This is a genomic window from Spirosoma lituiforme (genome assembly GCF_054776635.1).
On sequence record NZ_BAAHBO010000003.1, the window covers coordinates 578,692 to 599,754 of the forward strand.

19 protein-coding genes and 1 tRNA gene are annotated in these 21,063 nt (G+C 51.7%); 5 read left to right on the forward strand and 15 right to left on the reverse strand.

Features of this window, described 5'->3' with window-relative positions:
- The first annotated feature begins 100 nt into the window (after nucleotides 1–100).
- A complete protein-coding gene (locus ACYU87_RS14780; protein ID WP_461134834.1) occupies nucleotides 101–1,084 on the forward strand; it encodes a lysylphosphatidylglycerol synthase transmembrane domain-containing protein in 984 nt (327 codons plus the stop codon).
- Here the strand turns inward: ACYU87_RS14780 and ACYU87_RS14785 are convergent.
- Nucleotides 1,081–2,709, reverse strand: a complete 1,629-nt coding sequence (locus ACYU87_RS14785) for an amidohydrolase family protein (RefSeq protein WP_461134835.1) — start codon at nucleotides 2,707–2,709, stop codon at nucleotides 1,081–1,083. The genes ACYU87_RS14780 and ACYU87_RS14785 overlap by 4 nt on opposite strands.
- Before the next feature lie 128 nt (nucleotides 2,710–2,837).
- Between ACYU87_RS14785 and ACYU87_RS14790 the strand changes: the two genes are divergently transcribed.
- Nucleotides 2,838–3,602, forward strand: a complete 765-nt coding sequence (locus tag ACYU87_RS14790; RefSeq protein WP_461134836.1) for a hypothetical protein — start codon at nucleotides 2,838–2,840, stop codon at nucleotides 3,600–3,602.
- Here the strand turns inward: ACYU87_RS14790 and ACYU87_RS14795 are convergent, their stop codons facing one another.
- The 11 genes from ACYU87_RS14795 to ACYU87_RS14845 all read right to left on the reverse strand — a co-directional run bounded on the left by ACYU87_RS14795 (nucleotide 3,603) and on the right by ACYU87_RS14845 (nucleotide 15,965).
- On the reverse strand, nucleotides 3,603–4,484 hold the full coding sequence (locus tag ACYU87_RS14795; RefSeq protein WP_461134837.1) for a metallophosphoesterase family protein: 882 nt from the start codon (nucleotides 4,482–4,484) through the stop codon (nucleotides 3,603–3,605).
- Nucleotides 4,485–4,506: 22 nt separating this feature from the next.
- Nucleotides 4,507–5,157 (reverse strand): hypothetical protein, encoded by a 651-nt coding sequence (locus ACYU87_RS14800; RefSeq protein WP_461134838.1) that lies wholly within the window; start codon nucleotides 5,155–5,157, stop codon nucleotides 4,507–4,509.
- Between the two features lie 4 nt (nucleotides 5,158–5,161).
- On the reverse strand, nucleotides 5,162–6,430 hold the full coding sequence (locus ACYU87_RS14805) for a glycerophosphodiester phosphodiesterase (RefSeq protein WP_461134839.1): 1,269 nt from the start codon (nucleotides 6,428–6,430) through the stop codon (nucleotides 5,162–5,164).
- Nucleotides 6,427–7,116, reverse strand: a complete 690-nt coding sequence (locus ACYU87_RS14810; protein WP_461134840.1) for a hypothetical protein — start codon at nucleotides 7,114–7,116, stop codon at nucleotides 6,427–6,429. The genes ACYU87_RS14805 and ACYU87_RS14810 overlap by 4 nt, the downstream gene beginning before the upstream one ends.
- 268 nt (nucleotides 7,117–7,384) lie before the next feature.
- Nucleotides 7,385–7,789, reverse strand: a complete 405-nt coding sequence (locus ACYU87_RS14815) for a response regulator (protein ID WP_461134841.1) — start codon at nucleotides 7,787–7,789, stop codon at nucleotides 7,385–7,387.
- A 417-nt stretch (nucleotides 7,790–8,206) separates the two neighbouring features.
- Nucleotides 8,207–8,824 carry an alpha-L-rhamnosidase-related protein gene (locus tag ACYU87_RS14820; protein ID WP_461134842.1) on the reverse strand — a complete coding sequence of 206 codons (618 nt, stop codon included), beginning with the start codon at nucleotides 8,822–8,824 and terminating at the stop codon, nucleotides 8,207–8,209.
- A complete protein-coding gene (locus ACYU87_RS14825) occupies nucleotides 8,821–10,485 on the reverse strand; it encodes an alpha-L-rhamnosidase-related protein (RefSeq protein WP_461134843.1) in 1,665 nt (554 codons plus the stop codon). Before ACYU87_RS14825 ends, ACYU87_RS14820 begins: the two co-directional genes overlap by 4 nt.
- 12 nt (nucleotides 10,486–10,497) lie before the next feature.
- On the reverse strand, nucleotides 10,498–11,760 hold the full coding sequence (locus tag ACYU87_RS14830; RefSeq protein WP_461134844.1) for a DUF2264 domain-containing protein: 1,263 nt from the start codon (nucleotides 11,758–11,760) through the stop codon (nucleotides 10,498–10,500).
- 143 nt (nucleotides 11,761–11,903) lie between these two features.
- Nucleotides 11,904–12,893, reverse strand: coding sequence for a glycoside hydrolase family 43 protein (locus ACYU87_RS14835; protein WP_461134845.1), 990 nt, complete (start codon nucleotides 12,891–12,893; stop codon nucleotides 11,904–11,906).
- Between the two features lie 108 nt (nucleotides 12,894–13,001).
- Nucleotides 13,002–14,930 (reverse strand): family 43 glycosylhydrolase, encoded by a 1,929-nt coding sequence (locus ACYU87_RS14840; protein ID WP_461134846.1) that lies wholly within the window; start codon nucleotides 14,928–14,930, stop codon nucleotides 13,002–13,004.
- A gap of 144 nt (nucleotides 14,931–15,074) precedes the next feature.
- Nucleotides 15,075–15,965 (reverse strand): glycoside hydrolase family 16 protein, encoded by an 891-nt coding sequence (locus ACYU87_RS14845; protein ID WP_461134847.1) that lies wholly within the window; start codon nucleotides 15,963–15,965, stop codon nucleotides 15,075–15,077.
- A 195-nt stretch (nucleotides 15,966–16,160) separates the two neighbouring features.
- Between ACYU87_RS14845 and ACYU87_RS14850 the strand changes: the two genes are divergently transcribed.
- Nucleotides 16,161–16,469 carry a hypothetical protein gene (locus tag ACYU87_RS14850; protein ID WP_461134848.1) on the forward strand — a complete coding sequence of 103 codons (309 nt, stop codon included), beginning with the start codon at nucleotides 16,161–16,163 and terminating at the stop codon, nucleotides 16,467–16,469.
- Between the two features lie 369 nt (nucleotides 16,470–16,838).
- Nucleotides 16,839–17,225 carry a DUF983 domain-containing protein gene (locus tag ACYU87_RS14855; protein ID WP_461134849.1) on the forward strand — a complete coding sequence of 129 codons (387 nt, stop codon included), beginning with the start codon at nucleotides 16,839–16,841 and terminating at the stop codon, nucleotides 17,223–17,225.
- A gap of 240 nt (nucleotides 17,226–17,465) precedes the next feature.
- On the opposite strand, the gene ACYU87_RS14860 is transcribed toward ACYU87_RS14855, so the two are convergent.
- From ACYU87_RS14860 to ACYU87_RS14870, 3 genes are all read right to left on the reverse strand, one after another.
- On the reverse strand, nucleotides 17,466–18,155 hold the full coding sequence (locus ACYU87_RS14860) for a hypothetical protein (protein ID WP_461134850.1): 690 nt from the start codon (nucleotides 18,153–18,155) through the stop codon (nucleotides 17,466–17,468).
- Nucleotides 18,156–18,356: 201 nt separating this feature from the next.
- On the reverse strand, nucleotides 18,357–19,742 hold the full coding sequence (locus ACYU87_RS14865; RefSeq protein WP_461134851.1) for a DUF2254 family protein: 1,386 nt from the start codon (nucleotides 19,740–19,742) through the stop codon (nucleotides 18,357–18,359).
- Between the two features lie 152 nt (nucleotides 19,743–19,894).
- A tRNA-Met gene (locus ACYU87_RS14870) sits at nucleotides 19,895–19,967 on the reverse strand.
- Nucleotides 19,968–20,112: 145 nt separating this feature from the next.
- Here ACYU87_RS14870 and era point away from each other — a divergent pair.
- Entirely contained in the window at nucleotides 20,113–21,033 is a 921-nt protein-coding gene (era, locus tag ACYU87_RS14875; protein WP_461134852.1) for a GTPase Era, read from the forward strand.
- The last annotated feature ends 30 nt before the right edge of the window (nucleotides 21,034–21,063 follow it).

The following is a 21,063-nucleotide window of genomic DNA, read 5'->3' on the forward strand; positions in this document are numbered from 1 at the left end:
GATTAGGTTACTAAGATTATTTAGTGTAACCAAACTTACTAATACCATGCCAGTTTGACAACATTCGGCATTTTCTTTCAGAAAATAGGTAATTTGCCCCATGACCAAGTCCTTCTTCCGTCGAGCAATACCGGTTTTACTGGCTGGTCTTCTTTTGTGGTATGTGCTCCGAAGTGTTCCCTTCCAGGCGATACAACATCAGTTTCTCATGGCCGATTATGGTTGGCTACTGGTAACGGGTTCGCTCATTCTGCTCTTTTACACGATCCGAGCGGGCCGGTGGAAAATTACCCTACAGGCTATCGGCTATCGGCCTTCGCTCCTGCGGGCAACGGTAGCCTTGCTGGCTGGTTCGCTGGCGAGTATGATTGTGCCGGGGGCGGGGGAACTGACCCGATGTGGTTCGCTTCAACGAACGGATGGCATTCCAATCGCACAGGGGCTGGGGTCAGTGGTAGCCGAACGAATTATCGATGTTTTCATGCTTCTGTTGGTCTTAATGCTCACGACTATACTGGAATTTAAGCGAGCGGTAACGTACCTCGCCAGTTTATCGTTCGCCGTACCAGGCACGATGCTCATGTTGGGAGGTGTGCTAGCAGTGGTTGTTGCAGGCCTGGTTATCTGGCAGTTCAACCGGTATCCATCCCTGAAGGAACACCCTTTGCTGGCCAAATTAATCAACGTCAGCCAGGGATTCGGGCGCGGGTTTATGGCGATCCGTCAACTACCGAACCCCGGCCTTTTTATTGCCCTTACGCTACTCATTCAGGTTATTGCCTGGCTGTCGACATACACGTTGTTGCGCACAACCAGCGATACGAGCAGTTTACCGCCCGTTGCCGCCCTGACCATTGTGGCCGTTAGTTCACTGGGCGGGCTGGCCGTACCAACGCAGGGTGGCATCGGCACCTACCACTTTTTTGTTAGCCGGGCGCTCGTTCTGTATGGATTTACGGCAACGCAGGGCGCCGTTACGGCCACTTACCTGCATGCGGTTGGGTTCGGCTTTAACCTGCTGTTGAGTAGCATCAGTTTCTTCGTTCTGCCTTTTCTGATTACGCAACGAGTTCCGCACACTTAGTTCTTGCCTCCGGTTACTTTCCCTGCTTTGGCCGGAACACCCGGTTGTGTCATTTCGAAGTTCTCCTTCTGTTTCGCGTCAGCAACCATTTTCCGGACATCGGCGAGCAGCTTTTTGGCATCGTATACCACGCCATCTTTCACCGTATACGTAACGCCCCCGACGCGCTCCACTTCGTTTTTGTCGCTCAGGTGAATGGCCCCCGTTCCGTAAAGCACTTTGAGGTTGGCGAGTGGATTCTGATCAACGATGACGAAATCAGCGAGTTTGCCCACCTCAACCGATCCAATCTGATCAGCCATACCCAGAGCCTCGGCTCCTTTCATGGTGGCGGCCCGGATAACTTCGAGCGGGTGAAACCCGGCTTCGCGCAGCAGTTCGAGTTCGCGGATATAGGCAAACCCATAAAGCTGGTAAATGAACCCGGAATCGGACCCCGCCGTAACGCGCCCACCCCGATTCTTGTATTCGTTGATGAATGCCATCCAGAGCTGGTAATTTTTCTTCCAGGCTACTTCCTGCTCGGTTCCCCACGAATGCCAGTACGACCCGTGCGAAATCCGGCTTGGCCCGTAAAAACGCCACAAGCTTGGCATCGTATAATCATCGTGCCATTCGGCGCGCCGGGCCAGCATCAGTTCGCGGTTGGCTTCGTAGATATTGAAGGTAGGGTCGAGCGTAAAATCAAGGGCAATCAACTCGTCCATTACCTTGTTCCAGCGATCGGTACCGGGTTTAGCGGCCTGCTGCCAGAGATTTCCCGCTTCCTCGAACCGGTTTTGTTCGTTGTTATAATTGTAGTTGGCGGGATAATTCTGAACAGTTTTATCGTCAAAAAGGGCTTCAGGGAGGCCATACCAGTGTTCGAGAGAGGTCAATCCCGCTTTGGCTGTCGCCAGCGCGTTCATGCGGGCCACTTCCAGTTGAGCGTGGTGACAGGCCGACCGCAGGCCAAGCTTCTTGTTTTCTTCCAAAGCCGCTTTAAATATGGCAGGTTCCGCGCCAAAAAACTTGATTCCGTCGGCGCCCCGTTTCGCATTATGCTGCACCCAGGCACGCGCCTGTTCGGGCGTACTGATGGGTTCTTTAGCACCCTGACCAAACACGGTGTACGCTTTGATACGTGGGGCAGTTATTTCGTTCCGGTCGCTTTTGGCCCGATGCTCCAGTACCCAGTCGAGGCCGTTGCCGCAGGATGGATCGCGGATGGTGGTGATGCCATGACCGAGCCAAAGCTTGAATACATACTCAGCGTTGGCGCCCTGGGCCTGACCGCCGATATGGCCGTGCATATCCACAAATCCGGGCATCAGGTACATCCCCTCGCAGTTCAGTTCTTTATCGCCGGAAGCCGCCTGCGGGCGACCTTTGGGGTCAATGGGAACGCCCGGATAACCCACTTGCCGAATCTGAGTGATGCGGTTTTTCTCCACCACAATATCGACGGGGCCGTAGGGCGGAGCACCCGTACTATTGACCAGGGTGACGCCCCGAATGATGAGCTTGCCGAACGGGCCGTCGCCTTCGTGGCGGGCCGGCGACTTCTCGACCTGAGCGAATGACGTGTAAACGATAAAGAAAATAACACTAACTGAAAGCAGCAGCCGGGCGTAAATTTTGGTCATAGTGAAGAAGATAGGTAGGCGAAACAGTTGTAAGGTAAGCGAAACTAGCGAACTTTTGCCCCGCCAACCACACTTTATCATACGGACTGACTAACTAACATATCGACGGGTTACACCCCGAAAGGCTCATGACTAACTACATTGCCCTGTTTCTGTTGTTCCTTCTATCAGCCTGTTCCAGCGATGGCGATAAGACCAAAGCCCGTACCGACGAGCCCGTTTATACGCTCATTTTTCTGGATAAAACCCGTAGTGTTAATGTAAACAATGCCTTCGTGGCCCGAAAGTACCAGCAGGCGCTAAACGAAATCATCGAGCACAATATTCGGCGTAAAGGGGATAAATTAGAGGTTTATTTTATTCATGAAAATACCTCGAAAGCCCGCGCCCTGACCCTGACAACCCGTACCGAAATGGAGGACGTATCGGCGGCCAGCGCCACCGACCGGGAAGCCGCCGAAACTGAGTTTGACCTGGCGCTTACCCGTGAGAAAGCGCAGATACGTCAGCGGGTTTTTCAGCAGTTGAGTGCCCAAAACGCGGGGGCATCCAACCAGGAAACGGATATCTGGGCCAGCCTGCCCGTTATCGCGAAAGCAAACGAATCGGGCGCAACGGTGAATGTCTATTACCTGAGCGACATGGTCGAAAGCGTAAAAGGCCCCACCCGGCGCGATTTTCAGGTGAAGCCTCCTAAAGACAATGCCCAGGCCGATGAATGGGCTAAAGCTGACGCCAGCCAGTTGAAACGCTACACCATTGGCAGCCCCACGATAACGATGATTCTGCCGTTTGAGCCAAACGCATCGGTGAAGCAGAACAACCCGGCCGTTACGCAGTACTGGCAAACGCTGTTCGCCGATTTAGGTGCCGGTACGGTCGAGGAGCAGTAACTACGGTTCGGCAACGGTTGCCTCAGCCGGAATATCGAACTGGTAGCCTACCGAAAAACCGGAAAAGTCGTTCTTCAAACAATACGAGGTTAACGATAACCCTTCTCCTTCCCGTCTAACAGCCAGGTAGTGAAACAGAGGCTTGTAGTCGGTTGCCAGATCGGGCAATCGGCTTGGCGATATATTTAGGGGCTGCTTGAGACCCCCGCCCCCGCCAATGACCAGAAACGTTTTACCCTCGAACTGATAGCGCTCAAACGCGTGGGAGTGCCCCGTGATGAACAACCGTGCCTTCTGCGACTGGGTATAGGCGGGAACGAACCGCTGCTGGACGAGCTTCGATGAACCAACCAGCTTGCTGTTTGAGTAAGGCGCGTGGTGGCAGGTTACGATAACGACTTTTACGGACGGATTTTCGTCGAGTTCTTTTAATGTTTGCTCATACCAGGTCTGCTGTTTCACCATATCGGCTACCGAGAGGATGCTGAAATTGGAATTGAGCATAATGACCGCAATCGAGTCAGTTATTTTTACGTAACCGGTAGGGCTGTGATCTGGAAAACGAAGCTGAAAGTTTTTGGCTCCCTTGCGCGGGCGACCCATCACATCGTGATTTCCCATAATGGCGTAGACGGCCGTTCCTACAGCCGTACATTTGGCCAGAAACTGATCGATAATCCGCCATTTATTCGATCGGTAGCCAAGTGAGACAATATCGCCCAGCCAATACAGTACTGCCGGTTTCAGGCGTACGATTTCGTCAAAAATGGTAGTCGTCGCTTTCGTGTTCTGGTGCGTCCGCAGGACCAGTCGCTCCACCCACATAGGGGCCTGCGTATCACTTAAAAATAATATATCCTGTTGATTGACGTCTTTCTCCATAATACGTTAGGTACAGCTTTTTTTACCATGAAAATGCTCGCCAGACAAGTTGAAGCTCAGCCGTGAATGCCGCATTTTCGGCCGCTACGGCATCAAACCATTTCAACTCCCCGGCTACTCTGAAACGACGGCCAATGGGGTACGTGTATGAGGCCGCTGCCATCCAGCCTAAACTGGTTGTGTTGGTGGTTACGGTACCTGCATAATTCAGCCGGGTGTAGTTGAGATACGCTCCAGTGCCAGCCGTCACGGCCAGCCGTCTGGTCAGCGTTCGGTCGGTGCCCTTGAGCCAGGCCAGCGGCATCGAAAAGACCAACAGAACCGGAACCGCCGACACATAAACGCGCACCGGGTCGTTGGCCACCTGCCCTCTGTAACTGTACATCGTTGTCCAGCCCGTTTCCAGGCCTACGCGCAGGCGGTGATCCGGATACCACATGACCCGCAAGGATCCAGGCACCCCGAACCGACTCAAATGCTTCTGTTCGATGGCATCAGGAACGCCCAGGTGCGTTGAATAATAAGATAGGCCGCCCCCGGCAGTCACCACAATCGTGTAAGGTCCCCGTTGGGTGGCGATTGAGTCGGGCATCTGAACCGGCTGTCCGTTAACCGTTGACCGGGTAACAAGCAGATAGACAACCACGGCTATGATTTGTACATAAACGCGCATAAAATTACTGCTGTTCAACATAGTGATAATAAGCAACGACGGGCGAGTAATTAGACAGAATACCATCGAAATTATTCTGACTGATAAACTCACGAACAAATTCCGGCTCATCGAGCGTCCAGACGAATACCGTTCGACCTTCGGCTTTCATAGCTGCTACCTCCTCTGTTTGTGGACCAAGGGTCCAACGCGGAGCCCAGATTCGGGCACCCAGACTACGGGTAATGGCGGTATCCAGTTCACACAGGATCGGCGTGTTTTCTTTATCGGCCAAAGCCTCGTATGAGGCTACTGCATCAGAACTGGGCAACCCGATTACGATGCGCAGATTTCGACCCGCCTGTAACGCCTTTTGCCGGTACTTTCGCTGAATAGCCTGTACTTTGTCCATGGGTCCAATGTATTTGGTATCGAGCCACACGAAACTCAGCGATGTATTGCTGACAACCGTTTCCAGGGCCTCCTCCAATGTTGGAATTTTCTCCCCATTGACCAGCCGAACCAGTGTTGCCAACTGTTGATAGGTGTAGTTCTCCACCGGTCCGGTAAGACCACTTTTCTGGATCAGCCGGAGGTTGAGTGTGTTATCATGATATAGGATCGGAACACCATCTTTTGTATAACGCACATCGATCTCGATGCCGGTTGCCCCCAAACGCGACGCCAGTTTTATGATTTCGACCGAGTTTTCGGAAGCCGGCAACAAATCCGATGTGCGCCCCCCGCTCCGGTGGGCCATGATAGCAAAAGGCCGCTGGTTTAGCGGACGTTTGTAGGTTAGGGTTATGGGCGTGGCTGGCTGGGCGGTCTTTTCGCCGTACGCACCCGTCAGCACCAGCGTATCACCCGAAGCCAATTGGCCGGTATAGGGCTGTAGCTGACCGTTGTGCTTGGCTTTCACCGTCAGGCTGGCTAATCCGGTAGCGGTATTGACTAGCTTACGCCAGTAGCCGTTTACGACTAACCCTTGGGTCTGAGGGCCCACTTCCAGATTAAAAAATCCGGCATCGACCCCGGTAAAAATGGACAGATAATGGGTTGTATCAGAGCCGCTTAGAAGATACGTCCATTTCAGCGCTACCTGATCACCGAACTGACCTGACCCATCCGTGACCGTATATACGCCTTCCATCGCCTGCCTGACAGACGGAACAAACTGGCCGGAGCCAGGGGTGTTGGCGAAGGTGTAGGGAACGGGCGCTTCGTACTCTTTTCTACAGCTGCTGAAGCCAATGAGGACTACCCCCAGGGCAAAAAGGTAAGTCAGTTTCACAGGATAAAGCCGAAAATGAGTTGAGGATAAAACAGGTTCCGATCAAACGTATCGTAGAGCGACCACAACTGCCAGTTGAAATTAGAGTAAGCGGCCCTGATACCCACCGTGACGTGGGTTTTGTTGTAAAAGGGCTGTTCCAGCACAGCCGCGAAGGCAACTCCGTTTACCTGCCTTCTGTTGTACTCAACGGCTAGCGAACCGACCTGCGATTTGTAGTACAGATCAATGATCGCTTCTGATTTGAGCGTGACCTGTAAATCTCTCGTCAGCCTATACCCCACGGACACGTTCGGGAACGTCTGAATCCCATAGGCCTGGCTGTTGAAGACATCTTTAATGAGTAACGCACCAAACCAGCCATGTATGTCGTAACCGACCGACGCCGACAACCGATTTGTGATGGGAGTAGCCCACCGTAAGCCAACGCCCAGGTTGCTCTGCACCAGCTGCGATTGTATTCGGCCAACAGCGTACAAGTGCCTGCCAAAGGCTCGCTGAATATTGAGATCAATGGCGGGTACACTAACACGGACCTCCTCCGTTAACTCGGGTGGTGTCGTCGTAAATACGGCCCCAATGGATCTTCGCCATTTGGCAGCCGGTGGTGCCTGAGGAAAGTAAATACCCGGTTGAGCAGGCCAGGGTTCGGTTGCTTGTGCCAATGCCGATGATACGGTAAGCATCAGCAAACAACCTATCTGGCAGTACTTGGTAACTAGTTTATCGATGGTGGCCACTTGACAACGTTGAAAGTCAAATGGAATAAACTGCACAGCAATGGAATATGTTACAAACTCACAAGAATATACGTTAGACGCCAGCAGAGGGTCTGCTTTTGCCGCTTGCCTACTAATTCTGACGTAGAATCAGGCGGTAAGGGCCAATGTAGATTAAGAAGGGGGAACACGGAAGCGAAACACTTGGCTGAGCCGAGTGAGAAAGTAAGCTTGCTCAACTGATTTTCCATTGCTGGACTAATTGACCAAAGAGCATCAACAATTTTCCGGAAGAGCCTGGTTTCGTTAAAAATGCACTGGCGCCTAAATTCATCGCCTTCACTTCGTCTTCATGGTGATTTGACGTCGTCAGAACCACCACGGGAAGATTACTGTAATCAGGGTTGGCCCGCAGCTGTTGTAAGACTTCAAATCCATTCAGGTAAGGCATATTCAAATCCAGCAAAATAAGGCTGGGTTTAACGTCACTCTGGCTAAGCGCAGGCAGCAGTTCTTCGCCATCATTCAATCGCCTGACACTAACGGGAGGATCCAAGGTTTTAAAAGCGATCTCAAACAGGTATTGATCGTCTTCATCATCGTCTACAATCCATATAACGGGCAAGAAAGGAGCAGGCATACATTACGGTAAAAGAGCAACAACAGAGCTAATACAGGGACAAAGCAAGAGTAAACATACCCAATAAACGGGTCAACTTAGCGGTTAAATAAGGAAACCCATGCATTTAGCTTATTCAACGGGTATACATTTTGACTAGCCAATAACTTAGTCTACCCTATCACAATAAATACACAAAATTATATAAACAATAATTTCCCATCTATGTATTTAATGAAATAGTAACCAATCTTGATATGCATCATGTGTTATAATTTCTGATGAATGTCGTGGACTGTAATCGGGCGAAAAGTAGCCTGGATCGGGTATCCATCCAGTTAATCCAGCTTCGCCAGGAAACGCTCCTGCGGGAACAGCCCGTTGACGTTATACAGGCTTGGTTATTCGTCATAGTAACTGGTTTTCCGGACCAGCCGGTCAACGCACATCCCATTCATACGCTCCGGCACCAACACCCTCAATTTTCCAGAAAGTTCCGGCCAAAACGGCCTTAACGACTGCCCCGTTTTGCCTTACCTGCTCTCTGGCTTTCTTACGGGGCAAATAAACGACTCCCCGTGTGTTAGCTGGCAGAGTAGCCCGGAGTTGAAAGCGTTCAGGCGTGTTGTAAAAGGCCACGAGAATCGCTCCCCGCACGGTAGCCAGTTGTAACGATGCCTGCCGCAACGTATCGGGCTGGGGTTTGATTTGCACGGTTTCAAAAGCTGGGGTCAGCGGCTCGACGCCCATCAATTTCCGCACAATAATATTCGCCGGGGCGGCTCCCCAAGCGTGGTTCCAGTCCTGATTGGGTTTGTACCGTGTATCCCAGGCTTCGGTGGTAATGGTTGACCCTGTCTGGATCATATTGTACCAGCTCCGTTCTTCGGTTGAGGTCAGCAGGGCCAGGGCGTAGGCACTTTCGTTCGCATTATAGAGTGCCTCCAGCAAAAACTGCGACCCGTAAACACTACATGCCATACCCCGCGAACGCATGTGAGCCAGCACAGCCGCCTGGTTTTGTGCAGGAACCAGCCCGAACGCCAGCGCCATCATGTTGGCATGAAGGGAACTGTGGTCGGTTTTTCACCGTCGTGAGCCAGACCTGTTTTAGCGTCGATGAACGTAGCAACAAACGCTTGCCTGACCTGACCAGCGCGATTCGCCAGAAATGTTGCCTCCTCGTTTTTACCCAGTTGCCCGGCCAGCTGCGCCATAACCACTAGCCCCCGGTAATGAAATGCGTTCACCACGGCATTGTAGTCGTTGAACACAAAGCCGTCGGTTTCGCCCGCTTCTTTCTTGCCTAGTCCTAATACACCCTGCTGAGGCCAGTCGACAATATCCTGAAGAATAGGCCGACCATCGAACGTTTCGTAATGAATCGACTTGGTGAAGGCAGGTGTCTGTAATCCGGTTCGGGTGCTGATCAACCCATCGGGACGAGCCAATGGCAGGAGCAGCTTCGCTTTCAGGTCATCATACAGCTTTTCGACAACCCGCGAATCGCCGGAATAGAGGTAGTCGTTCCAGGCAATCAGCGGGTTTTGCAACGACCATTCGGTAGGCCAGGTCGCGTGAAAAATCAGGTAATTCAACGACCGTTTGGCCATACTGAATTCGGCATCAGTAGCGTAGTGCGACAGCTGGTTGATCACGGCATCACCCTCGTAAGGAATCCGTTCCCGATCCCCATCGACGTAGTAGCCGGTGAACGTGGTAGCTTTGATGGTGTGTTTGCACAAATCCCAGATTTGATTCAGCGTCGTATCCGAACTGGTAAACGTGGTGGCTTCATTATCGAATGGATAGGTAACGGTCTGGCGGCCAATCTGGTCTACGCGAATAGTACCATTACGCAACTCAAGCTCAACGTACCGGAAGGGCAAGACCTCGCCAATGTAATCAGGCATGAGGATGGCCTTCGGACCCGTGTTGCGGCTATCCGGTTTGACTGGAAAGGCATACCGATGCGTACCCCGTTGCAGTAGAACCGGTATCCGGCGGTAACGAAGCGTGCCAGCGGGTCTGGTATTGACGTGGCCATCGGCTGTAACGGCTTCTCCAACGTGCAGAATCAGCGTATCGGTGTCGGCTAATGTACTAGCCGTAACGAATACCTGCCCGAACGAATCTTTTTCGAAGTCGTATAGAATCTGCCGCGGGCCCAGTTTTCGTTGCGAACGGGGTACGTCTTCCGCTTTCACCAAGGGGTAAAATGGTGTTTCGTAGTCCGATAGTTGAGGGGCGGTACGGAACGCTTTCGGACGGGAAAAAGTACTCTCGATATTCTTGTCATTCCAGACGTTTACTTTCCAGTAATAGATCCGATTCGTATCCAGCTGACGCGCTGCGGGTAACAGAATGCCTGTGCTTTGGCTACCTGTCACTTTTCCAGAATCCCATACGTCACCTACGTTCGCCTGACCGTTCTGCTGGGACGAGCTGACAATCAGTCGAAAAGCGATCTGACGGCTCTGGAGATGCGGGTCTGTCAGCGCCCAGCTAAACGACGGACGTTTGCTCCGAATCAGGGCCGTCTGTCCGGCAAAATGCGCTGAATCGGCGGCACCCAGGGTTAAGTTCGTCAGAAAGCCATTACTCCATACCCGGTCGGTGTGGAGTAACAGGTCAGTACGTAAGGCCGTCGGTATAGCTTGAGCCGACGCCATTATGCTGACCATGGTCAATAAGCTCACTAAAAATAGACAACGCATAAGCCATTCTGGTTATCGTAAATCGACGCTGTGGTCGTTCGGAACATCCTCACCGCTCCATATTTTTTGCGCGCTCCATTTCTCGGGCGCACCAGCCCAGAACGGATCGGACGCGGGCAAACCAAGCGGCAGGAAAATAGCCGTAGCTATGTAAAGACTACCCTGGTTATTGTAAAAATCGGCCAGGTCAGGCTGCGAGCCATACAGCCCGATGGTCAGCCAGCCATTCTGGTACGTGGTCGGACTTTCCAGCGTTTTTTTGATAACCGCCGTCAGCGCGCACCGTACCTGCGCGGGTCGGATCGGATCGGGTAAAGCGTTTCGCCGAGCCATATCCGCCAGGTGTTGAAAAACGGCTCCCCGGTACACAAGCGAACGGCCCGTTGCCGGGTAAGTACCATCTGTATTGATGAGCCGTTCCTGAATGACAGCGTACCGCTCGTTGCGTTTTTTCAGTTTGGCAATCATGCTGTCGTACGCATTCGTCTTCTTCCCGATAACGTCCGTGATGGCGGCCAGGTACGGGTGCATGACATAGCTGTTGTAATAGTCATACGCATACGACGGGCCATCGGAATATAGGCCATCGCCAACATACCACTGCTCCAGCTGCTGCAAGGCATAATCCACCCGCATGGGGTCCCATTCGTAGCCGTACCGGCAAAAAAACGCTTCCGTCATGGCCGAGAATAAAAGCCAGTTGGAGAACACCGGTTTGAACTGGCGCGTACTTTTCAGCGCATTGACCAATTTAGTCTGATCGGTTTTCGGCAGGCGCTCCCATAACGTGGGAGCCCGCACAAACGCCAGGGCAATGAACGACGCATCGACCAGCTGTTGCCCGGCAATGGTAAAAGGCATATAGTCCTTGGCGGTAGAATCCAGGGCATTGTGCACCCCTTGCAGAACCCACTGCCGATACTGATTCCGCAGCTTCACCTCTTCCGCGCTGCCGCCCGCCCCCTGTAACCACGGCGCTATGCCGCTCAACACCCGGCCCAGCACTTCGACGTACTGAACCTGTATTCTGTGCTCTTTATTGTCAACGCGCTTGGAAACTACCTTGGGCATAACTATTCGCAGACTGTCGTGCGCCAGACTGGTAATGACCGGCCGCACCATTTTATCCATCTGCGTCAGCCAGAACTGGCGATCGACAAGGCCGGGCGGCATCAATTTGTTTATCTTGACCGCCGTTTTCTTCTGAGCGTATGTTGTCGCGGCCGTGCAGGCAAACAGGACGACCAGTATAAACCAATTACTAATGTGCTTCATTTGTTGCTGATTTAGTACTGTTTACTCATTACAAACCGGTGCCTTTCGCAGCCCGCCCGCCGAGAAGCCCCTACTCCGACATTTGTGGCCGAAGCCGCGCTAACGACCTGCCCCGGTATGGCGGTAATAAAGGCCCGCATGAATTACTTTTTCCAGATACCCAGATTCCAGCTATCTACCCATCGTACCACGGGCTGATTGGCCTCAAACGACACCGGTAACCACAAATACCGGCTGTCTTTCAAATCCTTGGAATTCCAGCGATCAGCGATAAAAATGAATGCATCTTTCTTTCCCTGCACCGGCAAGATGTAGGTCGACTGCCCATCGAAAGTTTTGTCGGCCATTGGCCCGCGCATGGGGTCGCCTGCCGGCGTCCAGGGACCAAACAATGATTTCGCCACGTGCAGACTGGCGCGGTTGGGTGCCCAGCCCGTACAGCCGCTGGTGATGAGGTAATACTGTCCGTTTTTCTTGAACAGGGCCGGGGCTTCCCGGTGATCGCTGAACAACAGCGTGTCCTGTGTCGTAGCCGACAGGTAATCGTCGGTCAGTTTGACGATGCGCAGGTCGTAATTTTCGCGGGCCGAGTATACGTGGTAAGCCGAGCCGTCATCGTCGACATAGAGCGTCATGTCGCGCGACATGTGGCCGTTGGGCCGGAAGCTTTTCACGTAGGTATACGGACCGGTCACGTTTTTACTAACGGCAACCCCGGCGCGGGCGGCACTGTACCCTTTACCCGGCAGTTCGAGGTGAAACCACATGACGTACTGCTTCGTTTTCGGGTTATAAATCACCTTCGGCCGTTCCATCAGCCCGTTGGTGGCAATCTCGCTGGTTGTGTCGGTCGATTTGGCCAGTGCCAGCCCTTCCATCGTCCAGTTGTACAGGTCTTTTGACGAGTATACATTAACGCCCTCCGAGGCTGACTTACCACGCTTTTCGCCGAACCAGTAATAGGTACCCTTGTCGTAGAGCAGGCCACCGCCGTGGGCATTGATAACCGCACCTTTGTCGTCGTACCAGATTTCGCCGGGTTTGAATTCAGTTTGCCGGGGAGGAGTAGTCTGCGCCTGAATGGCCCGCGAGCCCGTCAGGTAAAGCATTAGGAATACTATGTAAAAGCGCATGGTTGTTTAAGGGTAAATGGTTGTTTTTTCATTCCGCACCGGCAGACCGGTCAGGATAATGTAATGACAAAGGGCAGGCTGTCTCTGCCGCCGGATGTTGTGCATTGCTTAACGGACAGCTTTTTTCACCGAAACGGGCCTGATTCCTTCCAGCGTTGGCTGTACTTTTTTGATGCTGCCGTCGGCGTTGAAGTTGAGTTTGTCGATGCAGGTTTCGCGGTGGTAGCCCGCCGATTCACCCATGTTGATGCCGTTGGGGTAGTTAAACCGGTGGTAAACGATGTACCACTCGTCACGACCGGGAAGTTGCAGGACCGAATTGTGCCCCGCGCCGTAGATACCCCGGCTCTTATCCTGCTCCAGAACAATATTATTGGCCGGTACGGTGATCTTACCCAGCGGGGAATCCGACGTGCCGTACCGCACCCGGTAGTTTGGGCTGCGCGTATCGTCTTCTGACCAGAAAAAGTAATATGTACCGTTTCGGTAAATCACATACGTTCCCTCCCGGAACGTTTTGTCGGGTGTCATTACCTGCTGCGTTTCGGAGTTGAGCGACACCATATCGTCGTTCAACTCAGCGCCGGCCATGTAGCCGTTGCCCCAGTAGAGGTAGCTCTTCCCCGTTTTCGGGTCAGTAAATACGTCGGGGTCAATCTCCTGCCCGCCGTTGACTCCCTCGGGCCTACCGGCAATCAGTGGTTTGCCCGAATCGACAAACGGACCGGCCGGATTATCGGCCCTGGCGACGCCGATTTTTTGAGCCGCGGTGAAATAGTAGAAATACGTATACTGCCCGGCGATCTGCTTCTCCACGATACAGGGAGCCCAGGCGTTGCGGTCGGCCCAGGACACGTCTTTACCCAGCGTCAGCATTGTACCCTCGTCGCGCCAGTTAACCAAGTTGTCGGACGAGAAGGTTTTGAAGTATTTTCCCGACCAATTGTCGAATCCGTCGGAGGTGGGGTACAGGTAGAATTTACCCGTTTTCCGGGCGTACAAAATCTCCGGATCGGCGAAGAAACCGGGTAACACGGGGTTGTTGGTTGTGGCCCATTGCCTGGTCAGTGCGTGGAGTTCGGCAGTAGTGATGGGGAGCACCGTTCCGTGGCGGGGGGTGAAATTCATCGATACCTGGCCGTCGATTTTCCTGAAATTCACCAGATCCGTACTTTCCGTAAACTCGTAGCGACCTTTGGTGTACACGTCGTACATCAGCACCCACTTGTCGGTGTTGTTCAGTTTAAATACTCCTGCGCCTTCCACGGCGTCTTGGGTCTGTTGCAGGTAGAGATCGGGCGTGGGCGGAGTGTAGGGACCCGTCAGGTTGGTAGCCAGTAACTGCTTGATCCCGTTGCCCGAACCTTCGGTTTTATAGAACAGGTGGTACTGCCCGTTTTTCTGAATAATGTCCGCATCGATGCACGATTTGTTACCGGGGCTGGCGTAGAGCACCTTCGGCTCAGTTTCCAAGTCGGTAAAATCAGCGTTGGCGTACGCATAGTAAAACACATCGGAATCGTTACCCTTCCGCATCGACCAATAAATCAGGTATTTCTTTTTCTGAGAGTCGTAGATCGTTTGCGGTGCCCACACCCGGTTAACGCCCGCCCACTGCGGAAAGCGCGTTGGCATATGCACCTTGTGCGACTGCCAGTGCGTCAGGTCTTTCGACTTCAGCAGCACCATGCCCTCATTGGGACCCCAGCCGTTCTTGGCTACGTGCATGTCCGTCACGACCATGTAAAAGAGCCCGTTTTGCCCGCGCAGAATATGCGGATCGCGTACCCCACCCGATGCGCTGATATCGGCCGAGGCCAGGATGGGCTGGTTGTAGTTCAGCGCCTTGTAGTTGAAGCCGTCCAGGCTGGTGGCAAACCGAATGGCTTCCTCACCCGCGCCATTGCCGGTGAAATACACAAACAGATAGGCCGAATAAGGATCGCGGTTGCTCTTTGTCTGAGCATTAGCCACGAAGGCCGGGAGACAAAAGAGGGCCAACAGCCAGCCGTAACGAACTAAAGGAAGTCGGGTCATTCGGATTAGTAAAGCAGATTAGTATAAAGAAATTCCGCCCGGAGAGGGCATCGGAGCGGAAACACCGGAAAATACCCATCCGTAAAGCCACGAAATTAGTGGGCTAAACCATGTTGTTCTAACACAAAACGAGCTATTGCTGAGCTATTTTTGATAAATCCTGACGTAGTCGACCTCAAAGCGGGCGGGGAACTTCGTCGGCTCAGGGTCACCGCCGTTATCGCCACCCAGAGCCAGATTCACCAGGACATAGTGCGGCTGGCGGAATGGATTTTTACCGCTGCCATCGCCGTTGATGGTGTCGGCTAATTTGACTTCGTTGAGTAATAAATCGTCGACGAACAGTTTAATGGCCGTCTCGTCCCAGTCCATGCGCCAGACATGGAACTGATTCGACCAGTCAGGATCATTAAAGGTGGTCAGGAGCTTTTTGGTACTACGCCAGTTGGCCGTCCATCGTTTGTTTGTTCCCCAGGCTACATTAGCCAGCAACATCCCCCGGTAATACTCCATGATATCAATTTCGCCGTTGGATGGCCACTCGCCGGCCGTACCCAGCGTCCAGAAAGCCGGCCACATGCCGGCCCGCGTGTCAATACGCGCCCGCATCTCGAACCGGCCGTACTGCCATTGACGAAGGCCGTTGGTAGTGAGGCTGGCAGACGTATAGTCGATGGTAGAACGTTTCATTTTCCAGTCGCGGCTACCCGCTTTATAGTTCGGGTTAGGCCGCTGTTCGCGCCGGGCTTCGATCACCAGCATTCCGTTCTGGCAACGGGCATTGTCGGGCTGATACCACTGACGTTCGTTGTTTCGCACAAAACCCTGCTCGAAGGCCCAGTTCTTCGGATCGGGCGCTCCGTCAATTGTGAACTCATCGGCCCAGGCCAGCCGCCATCCTGGTAACACGGGGGTATCGGGCGGGCGGTTAGGAGCGGGCTGGCTGTTGCCTCTACAGGCCAGCAGGGTAGCACCGAGGAGCAGGCAGTAGTGGGTTCGCCGAATAAGCGGGTGAAAGCGCATAGCACGTATCATGGGCAATTCATGTATTGGTAAGCTGATGGTCAGGAACCGCAAGATAGCACGGTTATGATTCCTGACCATCAGCTTACCAACGTCGATAGGTATGGGAAGACCACCATTATGCGCCGAAGTTTTTTGATCTAACAATGGGTCAGGGCCTGGTGTTAATGGACAATAGATGCGATTAAACCGCACCTGGCTGTAGCAATGGAAAACGAGCAGATTAAGAAGAAGATACTGGCCGACTACAAGACCCTGCTGGGTCTTAAGTACGACAGCCCTGATTTGGTGAAGGAAAAGCTGCGGATCATAGGCGAGCGCATCGGTCAGTTGGACCGGTCCACTTCGGAAGGGAACGACGTACTGGATGAAGCCCACCGTCTTATCAACTCAGCCTTGTCGACTGATTACCTGGCGTTTGCGGAAGCCCTGACCGAAGAAGATAAGGAGGAAGCACTTGCTCAGGTAAAGCATAAAGCCGCCGAAGCTTGTCAACGTTTACAGATTCATGCCTAGGCAGCCACGTCTGATAGTATCCTTATACGGAAGCGGGTACTCATTCTCCCAGATACCCGCTTCCCTTATTCAGCCGACTTACAAGGCGTTTAGACTACACACTTAAACGCTGTTGGCCGGATCGCGGTCATAATCATTGATTGCGTTGTCATTCCTGTTCCCCGTCAGGATTCCTGGGCCAGCTCATCGGATTCAGTTCGGTCTGCCCGAAACAACACAACTTATAACTATTGATCCCCATCGGGGTTTCATGGGTGAGTGTGTTGCCCAAAAGCACGTGCCCAAATGGTACAGACTTCGACATACCAATTCCCTTCCGGCTACGTCAAGACCGAATCGGCTTCCTGAACCGACACCTACGCATGAATCATGAATAAAGGCAATAAGCTCTATAGTATCTTTCTGAACAAGTGCCCCCGTTGCCAAACCGGCAATTTCTTTGCCGTCAACAACCCCTATGATTTAAAGCGATTTGATCAGATGAATGCACAGTGCCTTTGCTGTGGCGAACGCTTCGAGCGAGAACCGGGCTATTACACGGGTGCGCTGTACGTCAGTTACGCCTATTACGTAGCGCTGATTGTGAATTGTTTTATTCTGTTGCAAGTGTTCCTCGACATGGATTTGACTTATTTTCTGCTCATTCTGGTCGTTCTGATTGTTGGCTTAACTCCGCCCGTTTTCCGACTGGCTCGCCTGACCTGGATTAATTTTTTCGTTTCGTTTGACCCCAATAAGCCTACGCACTGCCCCTAACGGCCACCCATCATTGGTAGATAGGACCGTCGTTTCAGTTGAGTATAGGCAGCTATAGATGGCTATCGGCAAACGAGTTAAACAGCGGTCTTAATAGGTTGTTGAGCCGTTAGCGCGCGAAAGTATATACCCAAAGTCGTCTTTTACGGGGCACTCATAGAAAGCAGTCGGGCTTTGTCTGTAAAAGCCTGAAACTGGCTCGACCGGGGGATTTGGCCAGGTAATGTTGACCAGCGCAGGCTAGTTTAAGTTTAACCCGAACAATACCCCGAACCAGGGTCTTTGTTGATAAATCCAGCGCTGGCGGTTCTCATCCAGTAAATGGTCAAGGCCAACGGCGAGACCGATATTGAAAACCCGCGCATCATAAATAGCGGCCGCACCCGCATTGATAACAACGCCTTCGTATTCGATACCAACGGGCGTCCGCGTCACAAAGTCGTTGATCGCTACAGACCCGATACCGGCAAATAAACCATAGCCAAAGCCGCGACTCTGAAACTGGCGAACGGCGTAGGTTGGGCTGATGGCTTTCCAGGTGTAGCTGTATAAATCGATACGACGCCCCACATAAAGTGCTGCATTGAAATTCGAATTTAACTGAGCCGGTATCGCTGCCTGAGCCGGTCTGATTTTAAAGGGAAGCGTAAAAACGTCTACATCAATCTCGGATCGTTGGAATGTCCAGTGCTGGTAGGCTGATCGGCGCACGAACCGGCGCTGGTCAGTAAGGGGATTTAACAGCTGAAGAGAGTCGCCAATATCTTGCACATAGATTTTCTGTTTGAACAGATCAGGCTGATCCGCATGAATAATCCGGTAGAAGTCCGGCTCCAGTGATCCTTGTGGAGCCGTTACCCGGCAACCGGCCAACAGGCCTAATGCAAGCCAAATCGTCAACCCACTCAGGAGCCATTTTAATAGAGGCATTCTACAGATTAAACTTGAAGGAAGCTGGGGTACCACCGCTATTTTCTATCTTGAAACGAAGAAAAACTGATTAACTGCCTACACCAGTTTTGCAGACGTAAGACCAACAGGCTGGATTTGTCAACCTAAGTCGTGGGTTGAGGCAATCGTTTTATGTAAAAGAAGCTGGCTACTGGAAGTAATCGTTGTTTCTAACGCGACCTAAACCCTGGTCGATCGTGAATTCAGTTTACCAACTGACATCTTTAATTGCTGTAGCGCTTCCTCGACGGCCCGGGCCGTTTGTGTTCTCTGCAAGCCATAGAGCTGATGCGCAATCGTTTCCAGGGCATTTTCCAGTGCTGTTGTTAAAACGTGATCTCCCATCACCGAAAGCATAATCAACAGAACTCGCTCAATTCGTTGTTGCCAGCTGGCAGGAACCCGGGCAATCGTGGCGCTGAAAGAGGTCAAAATGGCTTCAAATACCTGATGCTGCATGGATTCAGACGAGACGACAGCAAGATTTTCGAAGCCCCGCATGAGTTCTTCGAGGGTGTTATCGGTGTAAAAAATGGCGGAAGCACATGCTTCTTTTTCCGTTGGTTGCTCTTCGCTCCAGCAACTTAACAGATTGTGTAACGTATGTACGCACAGAATGCCAGGCGATGGATTTGATTTTGCCGTCGACGTAGAGGTCCAGGCTATCGTCTCTACCTGCTGTATTCCATACGTAGTGTCGTGATCTAAATCCCGCTTCGTACCAATAGTCGTATGTTTCAGTAGTTCTTCGGTCAGTAAAGCAACATGACTCTTTTCTGCATAGATAATCTCGGCAAAAACTTCATGAAAAGCAATAAACGATCCGATAGACCGGGTGAAGCGGATGCGACTACCCTGGCAATGTGTCTGTACGAAAGTCGATAACTGTTTTGTATTGATGCCATTCAGATAACCCCCTTCAGTGGCTACTACGGCCTGGCGGTTTTGTTGATCATGCGGGTTTTCCTGTGTCGTGAATGCCAACATCTCCATCTGACTGGAGCGCGCTTTTAAAATGCGGCTATGGATTGCACTTATAATTTCAGATGGCCGCATCTGATCGATTGTCGTATACATCAACAGGACTAACAGATAAAGCGCAACGCCCGTTAAACTAAAGGCTACTGTACCGCCCAAAACAGGGTTAAATGGATCATTGACGGTGGCCAATGTAATCATTGAGTACAAAGCCAGTCCGACGAAAAATCCCAGGTAGAACTGGTTTGTTTTTCTTCTCAAAAACTGATCAAATACCTGAGCCGTCATAGAACTGGCAGACTGCTGAACAATAACCAGTAGTAAGGTCGTTGTGAGTGTTGTTACGGATATAGTCCCTGAAACAATGGCACCTAATAAACTGCTGGTAGCCTCAGAGCTGGAGAAGATGTGGCTTTTTAAAAAGGCCCTCGCAGGTTGTAACCAGCTAATTTTTGCGTGATCGATGCTATAGGTAAAATAGGATAGAAATATAAATAAAAATATGATAATAGAAGGTAGTAGCAGGAATTCGGAGAACGCTCGCTTGATAACGTCCAGTTTATTTTCGGCTATATAATTTTTTGTCACGATGAGTTTTATTAAATGAAATTCTACTAAAGCGTAACTGATTCTTATCGGTAAACTACTGGAAACCAGTAGTTATTATTATCATGTTTCAGGACAAGGCATAAAAAAACCTGTAAACTTTCGATTTACAGGTTTTCGATTTTGCTACTTAGTAGCGGGAGCTGGACTCGAACCAGCGACCTTTGGGTTATGAGCCCAACGAGCTACCAACTGCTCCATCCCGCGGTGTTTGGTTTGCAAAAGTACCAAAACTTTGCAGATATACAAGTACCTTTGTAAAAAAAAGTTTTTAACGCAACCGAAACGTTTTCTTTTCGGAGAGAGTTGTTTCCTAAAGCCGCTGGTAATCAGCCAGCGGGATCACCTGAGAATGAATACAGATAGTATTGCTAATTTTCCAGCCGATCATAAGGCCGGCTTCGTCAGTATAGTTGGTAAGCCAAACGTAGGCAAATCCACCCTGATGAATCAACTCGTTGGGGAGCGGTTATCGATTATTACCGCCAAGGCTCAGACCACCCGCCACCGCATTATGGGTATCCTCAACGGCACCCACAACGGCCAGGAATTCCAGCTCGTTTACTCCGACACCCCCGGCATCATCAAGCCCCTGTACAAACTTCATGAATCCATGATGAGTTTTGTGCGCGGCTCCATCGAAGATGCGGATGTGGTTTTATTCGTGACTGACATTTTTGAACAGCACGACGAAAACGACGTTATTGAACGGCTTCAGAAATCAGAAGTTCCGGTTGTGCTGATCATCAACAAAATTGATCAGGCCACGCAGGAACAGGTAAACGAGAAGATCGATTACTGGCAGGAACACTTTAACGCGCAGGAAATCATTCCAATTTCGGCCCTGAACGCTTTCAATACCGACCGCGTATTCGAAGCCGTTATGAGCCGATTGCCTCAGCACCCCCCCTATTTTCCCAAAGACGAGTTAACCGACAAACCTGAGCGGTTCTTTGCTTCGGAAATTATTCGGGAGAAAATCTTTCTGAACTACAAGAAAGAAGTACCCTACAGCAGCGAAGTTGTTGTAACAGGATTTAATGAGAAAGACGACATTATCGTCATTCAGGCGGAGATTCTGGTTGAACGAGCTACCCAGCGGGCAATTTTGCTAGGTGAAGGTGGCCGCATGATTAAGAAGACGGGCATTATGGCCCGCGAAGAGCTTGAACGCTTCTTCGGCAAGAAAGTATATCTGGAACAATTCGTCAAAGTAGAGCCCGATTGGCGGCAAAAAGAGCGCATGCTCAAACGCCTGGGGTACGACGAATAGTGGCTGGTAATCACTGGCTGGTGTTGCGCT

Bases quoted from the DNA above. Each gene is read 5' to 3' on its own strand.
- era (WP_461134852.1), top strand. From the start codon at position 20,113: ATGAATACAGATAGTATTGCTAATTTTCCAGCCGATCATAAGGCCGGC.
- ACYU87_RS14815 (WP_461134841.1), bottom strand. From the start codon at position 7,789: ATGCCTGCTCCTTTCTTGCCCGTTATATGGATTGTAGACGATGATGAA.
- ACYU87_RS14820 (WP_461134842.1), bottom strand. From the start codon at position 8,824: ATGATGGCGCTGGCGTTCGGGCTGGTTCCTGCACAAAACCAGGCGGCT.
- ACYU87_RS14790 (WP_461134836.1), top strand. From the start codon at position 2,838: ATGACTAACTACATTGCCCTGTTTCTGTTGTTCCTTCTATCAGCCTGT.
- ACYU87_RS14845 (WP_461134847.1), bottom strand. From the start codon at position 15,965: ATGATACGTGCTATGCGCTTTCACCCGCTTATTCGGCGAACCCACTAC.
- ACYU87_RS14825 (WP_461134843.1), bottom strand. From the start codon at position 10,485: ATGCGTTGTCTATTTTTAGTGAGCTTATTGACCATGGTCAGCATAATG.
- ACYU87_RS14850 (WP_461134848.1), top strand. From the start codon at position 16,161: ATGGAAAACGAGCAGATTAAGAAGAAGATACTGGCCGACTACAAGACC.
- ACYU87_RS14810 (WP_461134840.1), bottom strand. From the start codon at position 7,116: ATGCTTACCGTATCATCGGCATTGGCACAAGCAACCGAACCCTGGCCT.
- ACYU87_RS14780 (WP_461134834.1), top strand. From the start codon at position 101: ATGACCAAGTCCTTCTTCCGTCGAGCAATACCGGTTTTACTGGCTGGT.
- ACYU87_RS14830 (WP_461134844.1), bottom strand. From the start codon at position 11,760: ATGAAGCACATTAGTAATTGGTTTATACTGGTCGTCCTGTTTGCCTGC.
- ACYU87_RS14840 (WP_461134846.1), bottom strand. From the start codon at position 14,930: ATGACCCGACTTCCTTTAGTTCGTTACGGCTGGCTGTTGGCCCTCTTT.
- ACYU87_RS14785 (WP_461134835.1), bottom strand. From the start codon at position 2,709: ATGACCAAAATTTACGCCCGGCTGCTGCTTTCAGTTAGTGTTATTTTC.
- ACYU87_RS14835 (WP_461134845.1), bottom strand. From the start codon at position 12,893: ATGCGCTTTTACATAGTATTCCTAATGCTTTACCTGACGGGCTCGCGG.
- ACYU87_RS14800 (WP_461134838.1), bottom strand. From the start codon at position 5,157: ATGCGCGTTTATGTACAAATCATAGCCGTGGTTGTCTATCTGCTTGTT.
- ACYU87_RS14860 (WP_461134850.1), bottom strand. From the start codon at position 18,155: ATGCCTCTATTAAAATGGCTCCTGAGTGGGTTGACGATTTGGCTTGCA.
- ACYU87_RS14855 (WP_461134849.1), top strand. From the start codon at position 16,839: ATGAATAAAGGCAATAAGCTCTATAGTATCTTTCTGAACAAGTGCCCC.
- ACYU87_RS14795 (WP_461134837.1), bottom strand. From the start codon at position 4,484: ATGGAGAAAGACGTCAATCAACAGGATATATTATTTTTAAGTGATACG.